Source organism: Dyadobacter chenhuakuii, assembly GCF_023821985.2.
Taxonomy (GTDB): Bacteria; Bacteroidota; Bacteroidia; order Cytophagales; family Spirosomataceae; genus Dyadobacter; species Dyadobacter chenhuakuii.
In genome coordinates this window covers 2141371-2159992 of the sequence record NZ_CP098805.1, presented here as the reverse complement: position 1 = coordinate 2159992, position 18622 = coordinate 2141371, and the positions used below count along the sequence as shown (strand labels likewise).

Below are 18622 nucleotides of genomic sequence, written 5' to 3'. Positions count from 1 at the left end.
CACGTATGGTCATGTAACTCACCGGGAGCAGATGTCGCGTCCGCCGCCGTGAAGATGAGGCGTCAGCGGCGGCCCACGTATTCAAGGACTCAAAGGTTATCCGCAGAGCTGTTGTGCAAGGAGGCGCTGGCGACTTCCAGGAAGGTTATTAGTATTGAATTCTGATCTTCCGTTTTGAGATACACCTTTACTTTGCGCAGAAAATCGTAGAGCGGCTCACTGTACTTATGACCCGTTTCAATTTGGAATTCGGCCACAGACAGGTCTCTCTGGCTATTTTTAAGCAGGTACAAAGCCAGAAAAAAATACGAAATAGGAAGTTTGCTACCTTCCAGTAGCGTCCCACTCTGAAGTGTAGTGCGAAACCTGCATGTTTTGCATTGAAATTGTTGTTTGGAAGCCAGCCAATAATGGTGGGACCCACCGCATTTTTTGCATAAGATCCCTTTTTGAAGTCGATACTCTTTAAAGGCTTCAATGGCAAGGTCCTCGTCTTTGTAAAGTCTTATCGCATCCTTCGCAAGCATATTTTTCTTGATTCTATTCTTTTCCAAAAATACATATTTTTTGATATAAATATATAATCTATGGAATTAGTATAGAAATAATAAATACTGGTAAGTGTTTGCTCTTCCATTCAACAACCGCCCGCATTAACTTAATGTTAAAGCGATCTTTTGAGCCGGTCCTGACGTAGATAGCCTAAACCAGACCTGCAACATAATGAAGAATTCACTCAGCCTTTTTGACCGCTTTGATAAACTTGACACATCCATTAACAAATGGCTGGTAGCCAATAGCATTAACATTCTTCGCTTTACGATGGGGATTGTTTTTGTTGCTTTTGGCGTGCTCAAATTTTTTACGGGAATAAGTCCAATCGAATCACTGGCAACCCGCACAACCTCTGAGCTTACCTTGGGTGTTTTCACAGGGCATAATGCAATGGTTTTTGTTGCTACCCTTGAATGCCTGATCGGCTTCTGCTTTTTAACGGGTATGTTCCTGCGGGTAGGGGTATGGCTGCTTGCGCTTCAAATGGTGGGCGCTATGTCCCCGTTATTCCTTTATCCTTCTGAGCTTTTCTCTGGCACAATGCATGCGCCGACCTTGGAAGCCCAATACATCATCAAAGATATTATCCTGATAGCTGCCGGCATGGTAATCGCATCAACGTGGACCGGAGCGCGAATCGTTGCGAGGCCACAAGGATTTAGGGCTACGCTAAGCAAAAGAGTTGCGGGGGTATATCGGGACGTATCTACTGTTCCATATGCTTAGACTTGGTCGTGTGGAAGCGGTCATTATTATTTTCAGACTTTAATATTATTATTTTTACAAACCCGTTTTGAAATGTTGTTACTTACAAGCCAAATGCATGAACCCAGGTCAGCAGATCCTATTCTTTTTCAGCGCACTGGGCGCGTTTAACGGGCTGATTATAAGTTGCTATCTGTTGATTTTTAAAAAGCCAAAAGCGCCTGCATCATACTTTCTGGGGCTGCTGTTGCTGGCTCTTACCATGCGGATCACCAAGGCTGTTTTCAATTATTTTTACCCCGATCTCCCACGGATTTATCTTCAAATCGGACTTTCAGGTTGCTTTTTAATCGGTCCTTCACTTTTTTATTTCACCAGGGCGGCACTCGAAAACACGGTTAAGACACCAGTTCGATGGAAGTATATTTATTGTGCCTGGCTGGTGGGAATCACTATTTTAGGGATATTAATTCCTTATCAAAGCCATCCCTGGGATTGGAACCATTACATTGTTCATATCATTTACGCACAATGGGTTGCCTATTTTGTTCTGACCGGATGGATGCTCAGAAAGCGGATCGCAAAGCTGTTTGACAAAACCGAAAATCTCTCGCCCACGGAGAAGCCGATCCTTTCAATCTTTTTCGGAAATGCGGTTATTTTGATCGCCTATCTCATCGTCTTTTTCTGGTCATTCAGCAGCGTATACATTACCGGCGCTATATTCTTTTCATTGCTGCTTTACCTGAATATTCCGCTGTTTTTTAGCCGAAAAAGGTCAAATACAACATTCCTGGGTTATGCAGAACCGGAGCGTTATGCCAAAAAGAAGATCGCCGAAGATCATGCATCGAGCCTTACGGACAAGATTCATAAAGTCATCACAGAACAGGAACTTTACAAAAATCCTGACCTGAAATTGAATGATCTGGCCAAGGCGGTTAACATTTCCGGGCATCAGCTTTCGCAGCTGCTTAACGACAATCTGGGCAAAAGTTTCAATGTTTATATCAATGAATATCGTGTTGCCAGAGCTTGTGAGTTGATCGCGAGCAACAACGGAATCAAGCTCGAAGAGATCGGTTACGAGGTTGGCTTTAATGCAAAGTCTACGTTTTTCACCGCATTTAAAAAATACCGCGGAACCACGCCCAGCTTGTTTAGAGAAGGATTATCAACCACTTAACTAATGCGGTCGGTACGGAATTATAAATCCGAACTCCGAATTCCCGACTTCAAAACCTTCCTGTTTTTCAAGCAGACTAGCTTTGGACATTTAATCCAAAGTCATGAAATCTATCGTTCTTCTAGTCATTTCAATTTTATTAAGCCTGCCCGTTTCAGCACAAATCCGAAGCATTTCGGCAAAGATTACCGACGCAGCGGGTGTTTCCGTTGACGGCAATTTGTTGCTGACCGACACCACCGGAAAGGTGATTCAAAACAGTCCTTTTAACGAAAGTGTTGCAATTTCTGGCCTGAACAATGTGCATCTCAGGCTGACGCTGAGCTCGCTTATTTCCAAAGACACTACAATTAACATTGTCTTTGCACAAACAGCTGATGTAGACCTTGGCACAATTGTCATGCAGGAAAGTGCGACCGACCTGGAGCAAGTGACGATTACTGCTTCGGCTCCGTTAATGCATTATGGCGAAAATGGCAACATGGAAGTCAATGTGGCTGGAACCGTGCTGGCCAGCAGCAGCTCTGTCACCGAAATACTTTCACGAACACCAGGGCTTACGGTTAATGAGGGCGTGATTTCTCTTCAGGGAAAGGGTGAGGCGATCATTTATCTGAACGGGACTTTAATTCCCGCCGAGCGCCTGGCGGGTATTTCAACTTCACAAATTGTCCGTATTGAGGTTATTGCAAATCCTTCTGCACGTTATGATGCAGGCGGGCGGGCCGTGATCAACATTATTACCAAAGCTCCGGATGGGAACGGATTGAGCGGCAGGCTTAGCCAGCACCTGACCGCATCGGATTTTGCCGGCAGCAATGCCAACAGCTTTGCCGATCTGGCTTTTGCAAAGAACAAATTCTCACTTTCCGCCAATGTTGCCTTACTTAAAGGCAGTGGAAGGGAACTGCTTTACACTGTCAGAAATCGTCCGGATTCCTCCGAATATCTTAATTCTGCTCTCACAACAGATTGGAAACGGGATTTCAATGTTTATGCGACCTATGGCATGGGTGTCAGTTACCGCTTTTCACCTGCTTCTTTATTATCCATTTCCTATAACGGAAACAGGGATCAACTGGGCGGAGCCGTTGAGAGCCGCAACCGGATCACCTCGCTTACGACTGACAATAATTATGGCAGCAGCATTGTAAGAGACGAACTCCGGCAAAACAATACGATCCTGGCCGACTTTACCAAAACCATCGATACACTGGGTTCGCAAGTGTTCCTGAGCGCCCAGTACTCGACTTTCAGGACGGGCAATGAAGATGTGATTTCAGAGTTTGGCGGGTCTGCTCCTCGTTACCTGCGGAATACTTTTTCACAAGATCTGAACATTGCTGCTGTTCAAGCCGATGTTTCAAAATATTTTAAAAAAGACATGAAAGTGGAGTCCGGTCTCAGATTCAGCCATGTGGGAAACAATTCCGACACCCGTTTTTTGGTTGGAAACAATTCCGACGGACCTTATTTGCCGGATTCAAAGTTGTCAAGTCTGTTTGATTATAAAGAGACGATCGGAGCGGCTTACGCCAGTTTTTCGGGGAATGTCGGGAAGCTGAGTGCCAATGTCGGTGTGCGGGCGGAGTGGACGACTTATAAGTTGAGCACGACCGCAGGTGATGGGCAGGATTTTGGAAAAGACTATCTGAACATTTTTCCCAATCTGCAACTGGCATATCCGTTCGAAAATGGCAGTAAGCTCAGAGCCTCCTACAACGCCAGGATCACCCGTCCGAGATATCAGGCCTTGAACCCATTTGTCATTTACCAGGACGCTTTCACCACCATTGAAGGGAATCCCAATCTTGTTCCGGAAAAAGCACATGCATTTGAAATCGGTTTGAATCTGGAAAAAACGGAATTTAAGATTGGTTACACGTACACCATTGACCCGCTTTCAGGGGCGGCTTTGCGGGGAAACACTCCCGAGAGTTATGTGCTCAAATCGATCAACAGAAGCAGTGACCGCACGTTTCTTGCATCATTAACGAGACCTTTCTCGATCGGTAAATGGTGGCAATCGATCAACACCGTCAGTGTTACATACGGACGGTCCTTTGACGACCAATATGATTATGCGACCGGAAAAGTAACGCCTCAGGCTTACTTTTATACAAGCAACACATTCAGTTTAACACACGGCATTAAAATGCAGTTGCTCGCCTGGCACCTTGGCGAACGTTACTATGGCATCCGCCGTGATGCCCGGCGATCGCTCGTTACGGCTGGAATCGAGAAATCATTTGTCAGTAATAAACTGAAACTAAACCTGAGTGCAAACGATATTTTTAACCGGTCGATAGCAGAAGGTGATTACAATGTTGGAAAAACGCAGGTCTATTATAACAGACGGTTTGGCAATAACTACTTTAAGCTGACTGCAACGTACAGATTTGGCGGCACAGCGCCAGCTGCACAACCGCAAAGACAAGCGCAACCGGAGAACAGCAGGGCCAATTAGTTTGGCCAGGTCTCTGGTTTACACTTTCTTCGAATGGAAAGTCTTTTCACCTTATTTTGAACTTAGTTTATGAAGTTTGTCTCTTATCTCCAAAGTGTTTTTCAATCTCAGTGCCTGTTTGAAACAGTCAACTGCTATTGTTTTTTTATCAACAGCTAAATAGTAATCGCCCAGGCCGTCATAGACATTAAAGCTGTTTGGGTAGTAATTCACGTTCGTTTCAAAGAAAAAGAAGGCTCTTTCAAAATCTTTTTGCTGCAAAAAGGAATACCCCAACTGGTTCATTAAGGGTTCCGGCGGCCTTACCTCATATCCGCGTTCCTTTGAAAGAAGACGGTAATGCGCGTCCATGGCTTTTTTCAATTGCTCAACAGAATATTTTTTATCAAAAAATTGATTTTGGGGTTGATTGCTAGGAAAACGGTTGGTGCGAAAAATAAAGCGTAACGCATCATATTCTGCTATTAGTGGTACTGATGCATGGTCGTCCTCAGAATAATATTTGTGGTCCCAATGCAATCCTTTGACAGTGGCTTGTGTCAAGTGATCTTTCAGCTTCAATATTTACCTGATGTGGTAAGTAATTGAAGTAGTATCTGATCTGACCTGCGCGGTATCCATGCCAGGCTTCATGGTATTAGCAACGCCTAAAAATAGGCTCTGTTGCTTCCAGCTCTGTTGTTGTAGCAACTCCTTGCTTTGTTTGAGCAGGTTACCCTCATCATAAGACATACTTGGATCCAAAGCTACATAGGCGTTAAAAAGTGAAGGATGCTTCAATAATGTATTTATTACCAAAAGACCGCCCAACGAATGCCCGATTAAAGTACGGTATCGAGCTGTGGCGTAGTGATTATCTACGTAAGGAATTAGTTCTTTTTCCAAAAAGGCAGTAAAGGCTTCGCCACCACCAGATTTTGGATCCATTGAACTGGGGGAGGGGGTAAGGTCCCGGTTTCTTGTCCCCCGCAGATTAGGAATACCTACTATGATCATTTGAGGAAATACTGTATTGCCATTATGAGCGCTAAGCTGCTGTATCATGGTTACCAGCGAAGCAAAATATCCTTCTCCATCCAGAACATATAGTACCGGATATGCCGGTTTACTGAAGTAAGCAGTATCATAACTTGGAGAATAAATTAAAATTGGCCTATTTTCCCTTAGTACCTCAGAATACACCGTATCAACATGTCCCAGTACGATCGCTTGCTGGCCGGATTGTCCTTTCGTCAAACTGGAAAGGCACAGTAACCCTATTAAAACACAAAATTTTTTCATGGCTGGAGATTAAATATAATTTCTACTTTTAAGATTTGTCATGTATTGGTGAAAGAATTATGCCGTCAAACATTTTGCTCTTAATCAAATACTTAGCAAATGGCTTCTTGTTTTTTTGTGCGAAAACGGACCATTTGCTGTTCGCTTGCGCATCTCCGATACAAATCTTACTGCCGGTGGCGGTGAATACGCCAACCAGGAAGGATTCGGCTGGACGAATGCAGTTTATTTAAGACTGGTCGAAAGCAAGAACCAGATACGGTATTTCTTCGAAAATGCCGTGTGTTAACAAATTTTGGTTTTATTTAGGCTTCACATAGTATTATTCTGAACCTATCCTCTAACCGCCTACATGGAGCAAATCGTCAATTCTATTAACAGTGTCATTTGGAGCAATGCGCTCATTGCACTCTGCCTGGGAACAGGGATTTATTTTTCAGTTGTAACACGCTTCCTGCAAGTGCGGTTTTTGAAAGATATGGTCACCCTGCTTTTTGGCAATAAGGCATCCGAAAAAGGAGTCTCATCATTTCAGGCTTTTGCCATTGCAATTTCAGGAAGGGTAGGGACCGGCAACATTGCAGGTGTCGCAACGGCTATTGCAATGGGAGGGCCCGGGGCAGTTTTCTGGATGTGGGCCATTGCATTTCTGGGCGCGGCATCTGCTTATGTCGAAGCCACACTCGGACAAATTTACAAGCAGGTCAAAGACGGACAATATCGCGGTGGTCCGGCATTCTACATTGAAAAAGGATTAGGTGTGAAGTGGTATGCAACATTATTTGCGATCGCCACCATTGCCAGCACCGCACTGTTTTTACCCGGCGTGCAGAGCAACAGCATTGCCACAAGCGCTAAAACTGCTTTTGACATTCCGGTTGAAATGACGGGAGCTGCCATCACAATACTGCTCGGGCTGATCATTTTTGGCGGGGTGAAGCGGATTGGCAAGGTGGCAGAACTGGTTGTCCCGTTTATGGCGGGTGCGTACATTCTCATGGCGCTGATCATTATTGCCATTAATATCACGCAAGTTCCGGCCGTTTTCAGCCTGATCATCCGTTCGGCATTTGACATGGAACCTGCATTTGCAGGTATTTTTGGTATGGCGGTTTCCTGGGGCGTTAAGCGCGGCATTTATTCCAATGAGGCCGGCCAGGGCACAGCGCCCCACGCGGCTGCCGCAGCAGAAGCGAGCCATCCTGTGAAACAGGGCTTGGTTCAGGCGTTTTCTGTTTATGTCGACACTTTGTTTGTGTGTACGGCCACTGCGCTGATGATCCTTTTTACAGGCAAGTTCAATGTGGTAAATCCCAATGGCGGTTTTATGGTCGAGAATGTAAAAGGCATGGCAATCGGATCTGAATTTACGCAGCAGGCGATCAATGCGCACTTTCCTGCTTTGGGAAGTGGATTTGTCTCCATAGCACTGCTTTTCTTTGCATTTACGACGATTATGGCTTACTACTACATTGCTGAAACCAATCTGAGCTATTTAATGAAAGATGGTGACAGCAAAGTCATGCTGTGGGTGCTGCGCGGCCTGATCATGGCGGCCACATTTTACGGATCAGTAAAAACAGCCGAACTCGCCTGGACAATCGGGGACATTGGTGTTGGAATGATGGCCTGGCTGAACATTATCGCCATTTTGCTTTTGAGAAAACCCGCGCTGGACGCATTGAAAGATTATCAGCAGCAGAAAAAACAAGGCAAAGATCCTGTTTATAAAGCATCTGACTGGGGAGTCAAAAATGCAGAAGAGTGGCACTAATGTAATTGGGCAAAATCGAATCCCTTGTGATTTTGTCCTTCCAACTATCTTATTTTAAATCACTGTTATGATCATTGAAAAGTTACTCAGAAGGTTTGATATTTCTTCTGAGCGGGAGGACTACATAAAGATTCACGATACGGTCGAGAGTGGCATTGAGTTTAAAGGAACAAACTTGTGGATCCTTATTTTTGCCATCTTCATTGCATCGGTTGGTTTAAATGTCAACTCGACCGCGGTAATCATTGGCGCCATGCTAGTGTCACCATTAATGGGGCCGATCCTTGGGATGGGATATAGCATTGCGACTTACGATTTTTCACTTTTCCGAAAAGCACTCGTTAATTATCTTTTTGCTATTGTTGCCGGCCTGCTTACGTCTGCCATATATTTTTATGTTACACCCATTTACCAGGCGCACTCTGAACTGCTGGCGAGGACGCAGCCTAACATTTATGATGTAATCATCGCACTGGTCGGAGGACTTGCCGGAATCGTGGCGATTTCCAGCAAAAATAAGGGCAATGTAATTCCTGGTGTTGCCATAGCAACCGCGCTGATGCCTCCGCTTTGTACGGCGGGTTACGGATTGGCAACGGCCAATTGGGGATTCTTCTTTGGCGCATTTTACCTGCTTACGATCAACACTGTATTTATAGGAACCGCAACGCTGATCACGGTAAGGCTGCTTCAATATCCCATCCGCGACTATGCCAACGAACATCAAAAGACCATGGCAAATCGCTGGGTCAGTTTTTTGGTGCTCTTAACGACCATTCCCAGCATTTACTATGGTTATTTATTGGTTCAAAAAGAGCATTTTATTCAGAATGCCAACAATTTTATAACCAATGAAAGCTATATTGAAGGTGATTTCCTTTTAAAGCACGAACTGGATCCAGCTAAAAAGCAGATCAAGCTTATTTATGGAGGGAAACTGATCAACGACTCTGAAAAGAAACGGTTAAACAGCCGAAAGGCAATTTACGGACTTGCAAGCACAACGGTGATCGTTCAGCAAGGGTTTTCTATTAATGATGTTTCCGGAGATCTAACTCAGAGCGACCGGTATCAGGCTGAGATAAATCAGTTAAAGACCGAGCTCAGCCGTAATATTCAAAGACAAGACAGCATTGGCGCACTTAATAAGGCTACCGGTCTTTTGTTCAATGAGATCAAACCCCTATTCCCCGACGTAAGATACTGCTCAGCTGAACGGCAAACGTTTTTTACAAATGGGGGTAAAACAAGCAATTATACAGTTGTTGTTTTGGGTTCTGCCAATCTGAGGCAGACTGGAAGGGACTTTACAAAAATAAAAAACTGGTTGCAGGTCAGGCTCAAGAGTGATTCAATCAAACTATATGTAGAAAAGGCAGTTCCGTAAATGAGTGCTAGCGGGGGCCAGTTGCCCTTTTGGAAAAATCGGCGTATTATTTTCTGATCCGGCATTTTTTACCTGGGTGTTTACAAAGATGTGCGTGAGCGTCAGCAGGAATGCTGACATCAGACGGATCAGTCCTTTTGATGGCTGCATTTCGTTGCGCATTAGAATTAATTGAGATTGTTTAAAATCCTGTATTCGTTGGGAGTTTGCCCGATCCTTTGTTTAAACAGGCGGCTAAAATGCTGGGGATATTTAAAGCCCAGTTCAAAGGCGATCTCGTTAACGGTCTTGTCGCTACTAAATATCCTTTCTTTGGCGGCTTCAATCACCCTCATTTGAATGTATTCCTGCGCAGTCTGGCCGGTTTCTCTCTTAATTAGATCACCAAAGTATTTTGCTGATAAATTGAGCTCATCGGCACAATACGAGACAGACGGCAGGCCAATGGTCTGAGGTTTCTCTGAGCTGAAATAACTGCTCAAAAGGCTCTCAAATTTTGCCAGGATTCCCCTGTGTATGTTATCGCGGGTAAGAAACTGCCTGTCGTAAAAGCGTGTGCAATAATCCAGAAACAATTCAAGGTTCGCGACTATGAGTTTTCTGCTGTGCTTGTCAATGGCGTGTTCGAGCTCATACTTGATCTTGCCAAAACAATCCATCACAATCTGTCTTTCACGCTGGGACAAATGCAGGGCTTCATTGACCTGAAAACCAAAAAACGAAAATTCCTGCATCTTCCCGTTCAGTGAAGTTCCCAAAAGCAGATCGGGATGAAATACGAGCGCGTGGCCTTTGGGTTGATAAAGCTCCCCATCATTTTCTACGGTGAAAACCTGTCCGGGAGACATGAAGACAAGCGTGCCTTCCTGATAATCATAATACTCTTTCCCATAACGAAGATCACCACAGACGACATCTTTTAAGAAAATCCCGTAGCAGCCCATGTATTGGCTGGTCTTTTTTCTGGGACTTGCGGTTGACAAATCAATCACAGTTACCAACGGGTGCAGTGTTTCCTGCTGGTTAAATGCATTGTATTGATTTACAGTTTCGAAACGGATGATGTCTTCCATAGGCTGAAATTTTTAGCTACCCAAAGTTACCCAATTCATTACCTGCTGAAAAATCAGGAAAGGCAAATCAGGAATATTGGTAGATAAAACAGGAATCTGTATACCATTTGCTCTCAAATCAAAGCCGAAATTTACAATCCACTTAAACTGCGGAATTCCGTAAAGAAAGAATGGCAGAGAACCTGAACATTTCACTGCGTACAGGTTGGTCGCCTGCCCAGTCAAAAGAGTTTGTTACTGTCATTGCCCAAACAATCGGCAAGCAGAAAACGGCAGCGGCAAATGCAGTTTGAAAAGAGATATTAAGCGATAATAAAACCAATATTTAATAAAGATATCGTATCATCACACCATCAATGTAAACACTGTTCACCATGGCTAAAATCACATTAAATATCAACAAAAAGGATTACCCTTTGGAAGCTGATCCGCAAATGCCACTCTTGTGGGCGATCCGCGATCTGGCTGGTCTTAAAGGGACTAAGTATGGTTGCGGGGTCGCGCAGTGTGGGGCTTGCGTGGTGCATTTGGATGGAGAAGCGGTGCGTTCCTGTGTGACCAAGGTGAGTCGCGCGGCTGGGAAAAAGGTGGTAACGATCGAGGGGTTGTCTGAAACAAATTCGCACCCTGTCCAGAGAGCCTGGCAGGAAATTGACGTGCCGCAATGCGGTTATTGCCATTCCGGGCAGATTATGTCGGCTGCGGTGCTGCTGCGCGAAAAGCCTAACCCAACCGACCAGGATATTGATGATGCGATGGCGGGCAATATTTGCCGCTGCGGCACCTACCTGCGGATTCGCGAGGCGATCCACACGGCTGCCGAGTTGCAGAAAAAAACAGGTACGAAAGGTTAACAACATCCATTTTCAAATTCACCTTATGAAGCAAAAACCAGAAAATGGAATGAAACTGTTTGTTCCGAAAAAGGCCGCTACCGTGCTGTCAATATTCATTTTTATCGTCGCCGTCGGGGCATCTGCATTCCGGAATGATGCGCCGGTAAAACAGATTACATTCAGCACCATTAACCGTGATAGCGTAGCGTCGGTGCAAGCTTTTGAAATTGTTTATAAAACGCTGATGAGCCCTCGCTGTATGAACTGCCATCCGGCCGGCGATGTGCCGCTGCAAGGGGATGACAGCCATTTGCATGCAATGGGACCCAAACGCGGCTTGGATGGAAAGGGCGTCTATGCCATGAAATGTTCGAATTGCCATCAGGAAACCAACATAGCTGGCCTTCATATGCCGCCCGGCAACCCTGAGTGGCATTTGCCGCCTGCTGCCATGAAAATGGTTTTTCAAGGAAAAAGTGCGCATGAGCTAGCCAAACAGTTGGTCGACAAAAAGCAAAATGGGAATAAGGATATCAAAAAGCTGATCGAGCACGCCGATGATGGGCTTGTGTTGGCAGGCTGGGATCCGGGAGAAGGAAGAACATTGCCACCGGTAACGCATGCAGAATTCAAAAAAGCCTGGATTACCTGGCTTCAAAGCGGAGCTTACGCCCCAAAGAAGTAAGGCCCTTCGACAGCCCGCCGGCCCGGTGCGCGTAGGGTGACAGAAAGGTGGGTTTCAACGAAAAGTAAGAACACAATGCAAAAAAGACAATTAGGAAAAAGCAGGCTTGAAGTGTCGGCGCTCGGGCTAGGTTGTATGGGCTAAGCTTCGGCTACGGCCCGGCAATAGATAAAAATGAAGGCCGTCCTTACAGGACTAGCCAAGATAGATATAAATGCATGCACCTGATCAGTTAAGATTGAAGCAAAAAGTGATCCTTAGTTAACCATTTAAAGATATCCGAACATGGACAAAGATAAAACAGCCTTGAACAGACGCTCTTTTCTAAAAGCTTCAATCCTGTCTGGTGGCGGAATGATGCTTACCGTCAGCTGGTTATCCAGCTTCAAATCTGCTGACAAGACCCAGGCGCTGAGCTTGCCTGAGCAGTGGGCAACCCTGAATGGTTACATTCATATCTTACCAGATAACAAGGTGAAACTGATTTGTCCCAACCCTGAATTTGGGCAAAATGTAATGACTTCTCTGCCGATGATGCTGGCAGAAGAACTGGATGTGGATTGGAAAAACGTGAGCGTCGAGATGGGGCCGCACGATCCGGCCAAACTCGGGGCGCAATTTACAGGCGGAAGCAATTCTGTACGCATGTACTGGAAACCCTTGCGTGAGGCTGGGGCTGCTGCAAGGCAGATGCTGCGTGAAGCTGCCGGCCAAACCTGGAATGTGCCGGCCAGCGAAGTGACGACCAAGGCGGGTGTTTTGTCGCACCCGAGCGGGAAATCTGCCAAATATGGAGATATGGCCAGCAAAGCAGCCAGCGTGCCTGTGCCAAAAGATTTGAAGCTGAAAGCACCAAAGGATTTTACCATAGTCAGCAAGTCTAAGAAGAACGTAGAAATAAAGAAGATCACTTCCGGCCAGCCGCTTTTTGGGTTGGATTATAGTGTTGACGGAATGCTCATCGCCATGATCCAGCACCCGCCTGCTTTTGGAATGAAGCTAAAATCTTTCGATGCCGCCGAAACATTGAAAATGCCGGGTATTAAAGATGTTTTTACTCTTAAATTATATGCGGATGATTTTGAACAAGGCGGTTTTGATACGCGTAGCTTCAATGAGCTGCTGGTTATTGTCGGAAGTAGCACCTGGGAAGTGATCAGTGCACGTAAAAAGCTGGTTGCCAACTGGGAAGCGGCTGGTGATGTGAAAGACACAATAAGTGGAAGGGGTGGAAAAAGGGAAGTTACCGTTCCGGGAGCCCTCGAAAGTACAACTACGCAAATGCAGCAAATGCAGGAATATGCTGCCAAGCCGGCTCAGGAATTGAGACGAGATGGTGATCCGGAAGCTGCTTTCAAGAATGCAGCCCAGGTGATCGAGCGGACATACAACGGGCCCTTTTTAGCACATAATTGCATGGAGCCCATGAATTTCTTTGCCCATGTGACAGATGAAAAGGCGCTGGTAGCGGGGCCCTTGCAAGCCCCAGGTTGGTCTGAGCCTACACTTGCAAAGCTACTGAACCTGCCTGCCGACAAGATTGAGATACAAATGACGCGCATGGGCGGCGGCTTCGGTCGCCGGGCTTATGGCCATTATCTCTACGAAGCTGCGCTGATTTCCAAAAAAATGAAAGCACCGGTGAAGCTGATGTACACAAGGGAGGACGACATGACCTACGGCATTTACCGCCCGATGTACACAGCCACTTACCGCGCTGCTTTGGACGCTAATAAAAACCTGATCGCGTTTCACGTAAAAGGAGGTGGGATTCCGGAGCATCCAATCCATGCAAACCGTTTTCCGGCCGGGGCCATAGATAATTACCTTGCAGAAGGCTGGCAGATTGCCTCAAACATAACCATAGGCGCTTTCCGTGCGCCGCGTTCTAATTTCAACGCAGCCGCTGAGCAATCGTTTCTGGATGAAGTAGCAGAAGCCGCTGGCAAAGACCCGATCGCATTCAGGCTGGAACTTTTGAAAAGAGCCAAAGAAAAGCCTGTTGGGAAAAACAATGAATATGATGCCGATCGATACGCCGGTGTACTGGAATTGGTGCGTGATAAATCAAACTGGGGCAAGGCTGGCAATGAAAAATACAACCGTGGTGTGGCCGCTTATTTTTGTCATAATTCGTATGCGGCGCACGTGGTGGATATGATCACGCGAGATGGCCAGCCTTATGTCGAGCGCGTTTTCAGCGCAATGGATTGCGGGATTGTCATTAATCCCGATGCGGCCACTAACATGGTGCAAGGAGCGGTTGTGGATGGGATTGGCAATGCATTTTATGGCCAGTTAACCCATAAAGACGGTGCCGCCCAGCAAAGCAACTTTCATAATTACCGGATGATCCGGATGAACGAAGTGCCCAAAAGCATCCAAGTCCATTTCGTGCAAAACGAACTGGATCCGACCGGATTGGGCGAACCGCCATTCCCACCGGTTTTTGGGGCCGTGGCCAATGCGCTATATAAAATGAAAGGCAAACGTTATTATAATCAGCCTTTCAAAGACGAAACGGAAAAAGTTATATAAAGCATCGAAAAAGAACCTGGTCAAAACGATCAGGTCTTTTTTTGTAGGGTAACCTCAGTTCGTAATGTTTTTACAGGCGGACCCATCGGCAGATTCAGTTGTCTATAAAAACGGGTTGGCACAAACAATAAAAGACCTTATCTGTAGGACAGGTGAAAACGCCTTCATCGGTTCAGAATCGTAAAAGATACCATAGAATTTAGCAGACGAAAAAATATTAATCGTAATATTGCAATTGGTCAAATGCTATATATATTTGCAGCATGGGAGTAACTAAAACCGAAATATTCACCGAGCAGCAGAACCGTATCGCGGATCTGGCAAAGGCTTTTTCGCATCCGGCCAGGGTTGCGATCCTGCAATTGCTAATTTCCAGAAAAGCCTGCGTTTGCGGTGATTTGGTGGATGAGCTCGAACTTGCCCAGGCAACTGTTTCCCAGCATTTGAAGGAGCTTAAAAGAATCGGCATCATCCAGGGTGAAATCAATCCGCCGAGGGTATGCTATTGTATAAACCCGGTCGTGTGGTCAGAATCGAAGCAAACATTTGGTTCGTTGCTGGACACATTTGCCCATACTGAATCCTGCTGCAACTAGGCAGGGCATTTTTTTTGAAAATATCAATCGTAATAATACATTTAACCAATAGAAGCCATGAGCCAATTAAATCCGATGATCCGGGGGCCGCTGACCCGGGGGCCGCTGACCTGGGGTGATTTTAAAAATACCCTTCAACGAAATCCCGATCTGCACCTGCAATTCCAATATGAAGAAGGCAAGTTTGTAGACAGCTCTTACCACATTACCGAAATCAAGCAAGCACCCATCGTTTCGGTTGATTGCGGCGGGGTAATGAACAGCTGGACAGAAGTGATCGTGCAGCTATGGGAACCATCAGAAAAAGAAGTAGACCGTTCAATGAAAGTGGACAAAGCGCTGAAAATTGTCGACCTGGTTGAAAAGTCGCTTCCACTGAACCCTAATGCAATCGTTAAAATTGAGTTCGGCAATTCCAGGTTTGATACACGCCAGATGTACCCCGGAGAGTTTGCTTCCGATGGTGAAGCTTTCACTGTTAACCTGGTCCCGGACTTCACCCAATGCAAGGCACTTACCCGAAACCAAAGTTGCGGCACACCGTCAGCAGAACCATCCTGCTGCGCGCCCACGCCTGTCAAACAGGAACTTGAACTGGTCACCTCCGATGGTGACAGCTGCAAGCCTGGCTCTGGGTGCTGCTGAGCAGGTGCCGGATGCCATTTAGCAGTTCCGGTATTGATCCTGATGGTCAATTTTGCTCTCAAACAACAGCATAAGTTTTCCAATTAACTGCCTATTATATGAGAATTGCCCTTTTTTCAGACATTCATGCCAACCTTCCGGCTTTGGATGCGTTTTTTAAAGATGTTGAAACCAGAAACATTGATGCTATTTATTGCCTGGGCGATCTGGTCGGTTACAACATATGGCCTAATGAAGTTATTGACGAAATCAGAAGGCGCGGTATTCCTACCATTGCCGGTAACTACGACTTTGGCATCGGAAGGAGCAGCGACGATTGCGGCTGTGCTTATAAGACTGACAATGAAAAAGAAAACGGCAAAGTATCGATTGCTTATACGAACGAAATTGTCAAAGACGAGCAGCGCGCTTATTTAAGAACGTTGCCGGCACACATCCGTCTGGAATTTCAATTAAATGAGAAACCGTTATCAGTTCTTCTGGTGCATGGAAGCCCACGGCGGATCAATGAATACTTGTTTGAAGACCGCGATGAAAAAAGCATGCTGCGGATCATGGAGCAGGCAGGCGCTGATGTCATGCTTTTCGGCCATACCCACAAACCCTATCATAGGATCCTGGGATCAGTCCAGCCAGACGGCACAGACCATTTCCGGCATGCGATCAATATTGGTTCGGTTGGTAAGCCAAAAGATGGTGACCCAAGGGGTGGCTATGTAATCCTGCACATTAACGCGGATGCATACATAGCAAGTAAGGAAAGCATTACAGTAGATTTTATACGTTTTGAATACGATGTCGAAACAGCAGCCAAGGCTGTCGAAGCGAGCATCCTTCCCAATGCATATGCAGAATCATTACGTCTGGGAAAATGAAAATAGCACTGCCGGTTTTCAAATCCACATTTCATCATATAGGATCTACCGCTGTCCCGGGTCTTGCTGCAAAAGATATCATTGACATACAGGTGTCAGTAAGTTGCTTTGATCCACAAATCGAAACACCGCACAACGTAGGGAACAGAATGATGACAAGCCTCTAAACCTTGGCCAGCATCACAGCAAAAACATTGATCTTGACTGGTGACAAGGATGTCGCAACACTGGAACATACATTGAAGATGCATCAGCTGATTGAAGGCTCAGACCTAACGATCATTCCGGGCGGCCATGGCGATTACCTTGGTGAAATTACGACACTGAAAGCCGGCTCTGAACCATATCGCCAGGTTACTATATTAATAGAAAGATTTTTGCTGGCATAATGTTCGGAAATCAGCTTATCCCATGCTTGTTTTGGCCTTATTGGGAATAGCAATCACTACTAGCTATTGCAGGTCAGGATAAGATAAGACAGCCAGCAAAATGCTGATTGATGATTCAATCTTTCATTTCTTTGTCAGCTTGTACCTCAAATGCGTGGTAAGTTCGGACGGTATCACTTCCATGATCTGCATATCATAAATGTCTTCAATTCCATCGAATAGCCGGATGCCACTTCCCAGAAAGACCGGTGCAATGTGAATGAAAAATTCGTCGATGAGACCAGCGTTGAGAAATTGTTGAATGGTGTTCGCGCCACCCTGTATCCTGATATCTTTTCCCATTGCTGACTCCCGTGCTTTTTCCAACGCACTTTGAATGCCGTCATTTATAAAGTAAAAGGTTGTAGTCCCTTTCTGAATCCAGGGCTCGCGCTTTTCGCGCGTAAGCACATATACGTCGGCTTCGTACAGGTCTTCCGCCCAGGCCACTTCGCCTTCCTCGAACATCCGCTTTCCCATAATGTACGAACCTGTCCGGGCAAACACATCGTCGATCAATGTCCCATCGGTACCATCCTCCTGGCCGCCTTCCATTTTGATGTGTTTCCAGAATGCCTTTTGTTTGAACATCCATTGATGAAGTTTGCCCGACACGCCGCCCATCGGGTTTTGTGGACTTCTGTTGTCACCGGCGAAATAGCCGTCCAGAGAAATCCCGCTGTCAAAGAATATTTTGCTCATGCTGATGCTGAATTATGGTTTGGAATGCTTTGTAGTTGAAGTTCCAGTTTGTCAAACATTTCGATCCAGCCGCTATACGCCCCGGTTTTACGGGCTTCCTCTTCCGATACAGCTTCGTAGATCACTGCCTTTGTCTGGTTACCGAGAGATTCGAATGTTACTTTGATCAATATCTCGCCCGGCCAACCTGCTGATTTTAAATCATCTGGTGGTAGTAGGTCGCCGTTTTCGTTTGAAAGCCGTATAGTATATACTAGTTTCTCCGGTCGCATTATTTCCAGATATTTGCCGATAACCCATCCACTGCCGTGGGTCGGATGAGTGATGCGGTAATGAAAGCGTCCACCTTCCTTAACCTCGATATGCTTATAGTCGATCGTGCAGCCATCGGGCGCATACCAGCGTTTAAGTTTTTCAGGGTCGGTCCATGCGTCAAAAACCTTATCGATGGGCGCATGGAATATGCGTGTGATTAAGAGTTCCTTATCCTGTGATTTCATTTTCGCTGTCTTTTGTATCTGCTAAAAATTTGTCCAACTTTTCGAATCGCTGATTCCAGCGTTTGCGAGACTCATTCACCCAGTCGGCCACTTCATCCAACTGATCCAGCCGCGCCTCACACATTTGCTCGCGCCCTCTCTGGGTAAGCGTGACCATGCCGCATTCATGCAGCACTTTCAGATGTTTGGCAATGCCCTGGCGGGTAATGCCAAAGTCGTCCACAATCTGACCAATATTCAATGCGCCACCCGATAACCGCTGAATGATCATTCGTCGCGTAGGGTCGGCAATCGCTTGAAAAACATCCCTTCTTTCTACCATATACAACCATTTGGTTGCTAATTTAAGCACAACTATTTGGTTGTCCAAATTTTTTTTAATACACCCG

The 18622-nt window shown here is 45.8% G+C and carries 22 protein-coding genes; 15 read left to right on the top strand and 7 right to left on the bottom strand.

The features are described from left to right. Positions 1 to 89: 89 nt before the first annotated feature. Complete coding sequence (locus tag NFI80_RS08875; RefSeq protein ID WP_235163377.1) at positions 90 to 554, bottom strand: transposase; 465 nt, start codon at positions 552 to 554, stop codon at positions 90 to 92. Positions 555 to 723: 169 nt separating this feature from the next. On the opposite strand from NFI80_RS08875, the gene NFI80_RS08870 reads away from it, so the two are divergent. The 3 genes from NFI80_RS08870 to NFI80_RS08860 all read left to right on the top strand — a co-directional run bounded on the left by NFI80_RS08870 (position 724) and on the right by NFI80_RS08860 (position 4913). Further along, a complete protein-coding gene (locus NFI80_RS08870; protein ID WP_235163378.1) occupies positions 724 to 1281 on the top strand; it encodes a DoxX family membrane protein in 558 nt (185 codons plus the stop codon). Positions 1282 to 1378: 97 nt separating this feature from the next. Continuing rightward, entirely contained in the window at positions 1379 to 2446 is a 1068-nt protein-coding gene (locus tag NFI80_RS08865) for a helix-turn-helix domain-containing protein (protein ID WP_235163379.1), read from the top strand. A gap of 103 nt (positions 2447 to 2549) precedes the next feature. Next, the gene (locus NFI80_RS08860; RefSeq protein ID WP_235163380.1) at positions 2550 to 4913 is read left to right on the top strand and encodes an outer membrane beta-barrel family protein; all 2364 of its coding nucleotides are present in this window, start codon (positions 2550 to 2552) and stop codon (positions 4911 to 4913) included. Between the two features lie 51 nt (positions 4914 to 4964). On the opposite strand, the gene NFI80_RS08855 is transcribed toward NFI80_RS08860, so the two are convergent. Both NFI80_RS08855 and NFI80_RS08850 read right to left on the bottom strand, forming a co-directional pair. Further along, on the bottom strand, positions 4965 to 5474 hold the full coding sequence (locus NFI80_RS08855; RefSeq protein WP_235159167.1) for a tetratricopeptide repeat protein: 510 nt from the start codon (positions 5472 to 5474) through the stop codon (positions 4965 to 4967). 3 nt (positions 5475 to 5477) lie between these two features. Further along, positions 5478 to 6194, bottom strand: coding sequence for an alpha/beta hydrolase (locus NFI80_RS08850; protein ID WP_235159166.1), 717 nt, complete (start codon positions 6192 to 6194; stop codon positions 5478 to 5480). A gap of 115 nt (positions 6195 to 6309) precedes the next feature. Between NFI80_RS08850 and NFI80_RS08845 the strand changes: the two genes are divergently transcribed. From NFI80_RS08845 to NFI80_RS08835, 3 genes are all read left to right on the top strand, one after another. Further along, the gene (locus NFI80_RS08845) at positions 6310 to 6483 is read left to right on the top strand and encodes a trehalase family glycosidase (protein WP_252172111.1); all 174 of its coding nucleotides are present in this window, start codon (positions 6310 to 6312) and stop codon (positions 6481 to 6483) included. A 63-nt stretch (positions 6484 to 6546) separates the two neighbouring features. Beyond that, positions 6547 to 7968 carry an alanine/glycine:cation symporter family protein gene (locus NFI80_RS08840; RefSeq protein ID WP_235163381.1) on the top strand — a complete coding sequence of 474 codons (1422 nt, stop codon included), beginning with the start codon at positions 6547 to 6549 and terminating at the stop codon, positions 7966 to 7968. A gap of 67 nt (positions 7969 to 8035) precedes the next feature. Further along, on the top strand, positions 8036 to 9355 hold the full coding sequence (locus NFI80_RS08835) for a DUF389 domain-containing protein (protein WP_235163382.1): 1320 nt from the start codon (positions 8036 to 8038) through the stop codon (positions 9353 to 9355). A gap of 167 nt (positions 9356 to 9522) precedes the next feature. Here the strand turns inward: NFI80_RS08835 and NFI80_RS08830 are convergent, their stop codons facing one another. Next, complete coding sequence (locus NFI80_RS08830; protein WP_235159163.1) at positions 9523 to 10428, bottom strand: helix-turn-helix domain-containing protein; 906 nt, start codon at positions 10426 to 10428, stop codon at positions 9523 to 9525. 170 nt (positions 10429 to 10598) lie between these two features. Here NFI80_RS08830 and NFI80_RS25595 point away from each other — a divergent pair, with 170 nt between their 5' ends. The 9 genes from NFI80_RS25595 to NFI80_RS08795 all read left to right on the top strand — a co-directional run bounded on the left by NFI80_RS25595 (position 10599) and on the right by NFI80_RS08795 (position 16992). Next, complete coding sequence (locus NFI80_RS25595) at positions 10599 to 10721, top strand: hypothetical protein (RefSeq protein WP_255703372.1); 123 nt, start codon at positions 10599 to 10601, stop codon at positions 10719 to 10721. An 81-nt stretch (positions 10722 to 10802) separates the two neighbouring features. Then, positions 10803 to 11282: a (2Fe-2S)-binding protein gene (locus NFI80_RS08825; RefSeq protein ID WP_255703373.1), complete on the top strand. Its 480-nt coding sequence runs from the start codon at positions 10803 to 10805 to the stop codon at positions 11280 to 11282. 25 nt (positions 11283 to 11307) lie between these two features. Continuing rightward, a complete protein-coding gene (locus NFI80_RS08820) occupies positions 11308 to 11949 on the top strand; it encodes a hypothetical protein (protein WP_235159162.1) in 642 nt (213 codons plus the stop codon). A 285-nt stretch (positions 11950 to 12234) separates the two neighbouring features. Then, on the top strand, positions 12235 to 14487 hold the full coding sequence (locus NFI80_RS08815; RefSeq protein WP_235163383.1) for a xanthine dehydrogenase family protein molybdopterin-binding subunit: 2253 nt from the start codon (positions 12235 to 12237) through the stop codon (positions 14485 to 14487). Positions 14488 to 14750: 263 nt separating this feature from the next. Continuing rightward, positions 14751 to 15083 carry an ArsR/SmtB family transcription factor gene (locus NFI80_RS08810; protein ID WP_235163384.1) on the top strand — a complete coding sequence of 111 codons (333 nt, stop codon included), beginning with the start codon at positions 14751 to 14753 and terminating at the stop codon, positions 15081 to 15083. Between the two features lie 57 nt (positions 15084 to 15140). Next, positions 15141 to 15728, top strand: coding sequence for a DUF6428 family protein (locus tag NFI80_RS08805; RefSeq protein WP_235163385.1), 588 nt, complete (start codon positions 15141 to 15143; stop codon positions 15726 to 15728). Between the two features lie 98 nt (positions 15729 to 15826). Further along, the gene (locus NFI80_RS08800) at positions 15827 to 16603 is read left to right on the top strand and encodes a metallophosphoesterase family protein (RefSeq protein WP_235163386.1); all 777 of its coding nucleotides are present in this window, start codon (positions 15827 to 15829) and stop codon (positions 16601 to 16603) included. Continuing rightward, entirely contained in the window at positions 16600 to 16770 is a 171-nt protein-coding gene (locus tag NFI80_RS25695) for a GrpB family protein (RefSeq protein ID WP_374759642.1), read from the top strand. Before NFI80_RS08800 ends, NFI80_RS25695 begins: the two co-directional genes overlap by 4 nt. A gap of 3 nt (positions 16771 to 16773) precedes the next feature. Then, positions 16774 to 16992, top strand: coding sequence for an alpha/beta fold hydrolase (locus NFI80_RS08795; protein ID WP_235159157.1), 219 nt, complete (start codon positions 16774 to 16776; stop codon positions 16990 to 16992). Positions 16993 to 17115: 123 nt separating this feature from the next. On the opposite strand, the gene NFI80_RS08790 is transcribed toward NFI80_RS08795, so the two are convergent. From NFI80_RS08790 to NFI80_RS08780, 3 genes are read right to left on the bottom strand one after another with little or no spacing between them, the layout of a single operon-like run. Further along, positions 17116 to 17733, bottom strand: a complete 618-nt coding sequence (locus tag NFI80_RS08790) for a dihydrofolate reductase family protein (RefSeq protein WP_235159156.1) — start codon at positions 17731 to 17733, stop codon at positions 17116 to 17118. Next, positions 17730 to 18233, bottom strand: coding sequence for an SRPBCC family protein (locus NFI80_RS08785; RefSeq protein ID WP_235159155.1), 504 nt, complete (start codon positions 18231 to 18233; stop codon positions 17730 to 17732). Before NFI80_RS08785 ends, NFI80_RS08790 begins: the two co-directional genes overlap by 4 nt. Further along, entirely contained in the window at positions 18217 to 18585 is a 369-nt protein-coding gene (locus NFI80_RS08780) for an ArsR/SmtB family transcription factor (protein WP_235159154.1), read from the bottom strand. The genes NFI80_RS08785 and NFI80_RS08780 overlap by 17 nt, the downstream gene beginning before the upstream one ends. Positions 18586 to 18622 lie beyond the last annotated feature (37 nt).

Excerpts from the sequence above, each read along its gene's own strand:
- NFI80_RS08870 (WP_235163378.1), top strand. The coding sequence starts at position 724 with ATGAAGAATTCACTCAGCCTTTTTGACCGCTTTGATAAACTTGACACA.
- NFI80_RS08865 (WP_235163379.1), top strand. The coding sequence starts at position 1,379 with ATGAACCCAGGTCAGCAGATCCTATTCTTTTTCAGCGCACTGGGCGCG.
- NFI80_RS08860 (WP_235163380.1), top strand. The coding sequence starts at position 2,550 with ATGAAATCTATCGTTCTTCTAGTCATTTCAATTTTATTAAGCCTGCCC.
- NFI80_RS08850 (WP_235159166.1), bottom strand. The coding sequence starts at position 6,194 with ATGAAAAAATTTTGTGTTTTAATAGGGTTACTGTGCCTTTCCAGTTTG.
- NFI80_RS08840 (WP_235163381.1), top strand. The coding sequence starts at position 6,547 with ATGGAGCAAATCGTCAATTCTATTAACAGTGTCATTTGGAGCAATGCG.
- NFI80_RS08835 (WP_235163382.1), top strand. The coding sequence starts at position 8,036 with ATGATCATTGAAAAGTTACTCAGAAGGTTTGATATTTCTTCTGAGCGG.
- NFI80_RS08830 (WP_235159163.1), bottom strand. The coding sequence starts at position 10,428 with ATGGAAGACATCATCCGTTTCGAAACTGTAAATCAATACAATGCATTT.
- NFI80_RS25595 (WP_255703372.1), top strand. The coding sequence starts at position 10,599 with ATGGCAGAGAACCTGAACATTTCACTGCGTACAGGTTGGTCGCCTGCC.
- NFI80_RS08825 (WP_255703373.1), top strand. The coding sequence starts at position 10,803 with ATGGCTAAAATCACATTAAATATCAACAAAAAGGATTACCCTTTGGAA.
- NFI80_RS08820 (WP_235159162.1), top strand. The coding sequence starts at position 11,308 with ATGAAGCAAAAACCAGAAAATGGAATGAAACTGTTTGTTCCGAAAAAG.
- NFI80_RS08815 (WP_235163383.1), top strand. The coding sequence starts at position 12,235 with ATGGACAAAGATAAAACAGCCTTGAACAGACGCTCTTTTCTAAAAGCT.
- NFI80_RS08810 (WP_235163384.1), top strand. The coding sequence starts at position 14,751 with ATGGGAGTAACTAAAACCGAAATATTCACCGAGCAGCAGAACCGTATC.
- NFI80_RS08805 (WP_235163385.1), top strand. The coding sequence starts at position 15,141 with ATGAGCCAATTAAATCCGATGATCCGGGGGCCGCTGACCCGGGGGCCG.
- NFI80_RS08800 (WP_235163386.1), top strand. The coding sequence starts at position 15,827 with ATGAGAATTGCCCTTTTTTCAGACATTCATGCCAACCTTCCGGCTTTG.
- NFI80_RS25695 (WP_374759642.1), top strand. The coding sequence starts at position 16,600 with ATGAAAATAGCACTGCCGGTTTTCAAATCCACATTTCATCATATAGGA.
- NFI80_RS08790 (WP_235159156.1), bottom strand. The coding sequence starts at position 17,733 with ATGAGCAAAATATTCTTTGACAGCGGGATTTCTCTGGACGGCTATTTC.
- NFI80_RS08785 (WP_235159155.1), bottom strand. The coding sequence starts at position 18,233 with ATGAAATCACAGGATAAGGAACTCTTAATCACACGCATATTCCATGCG.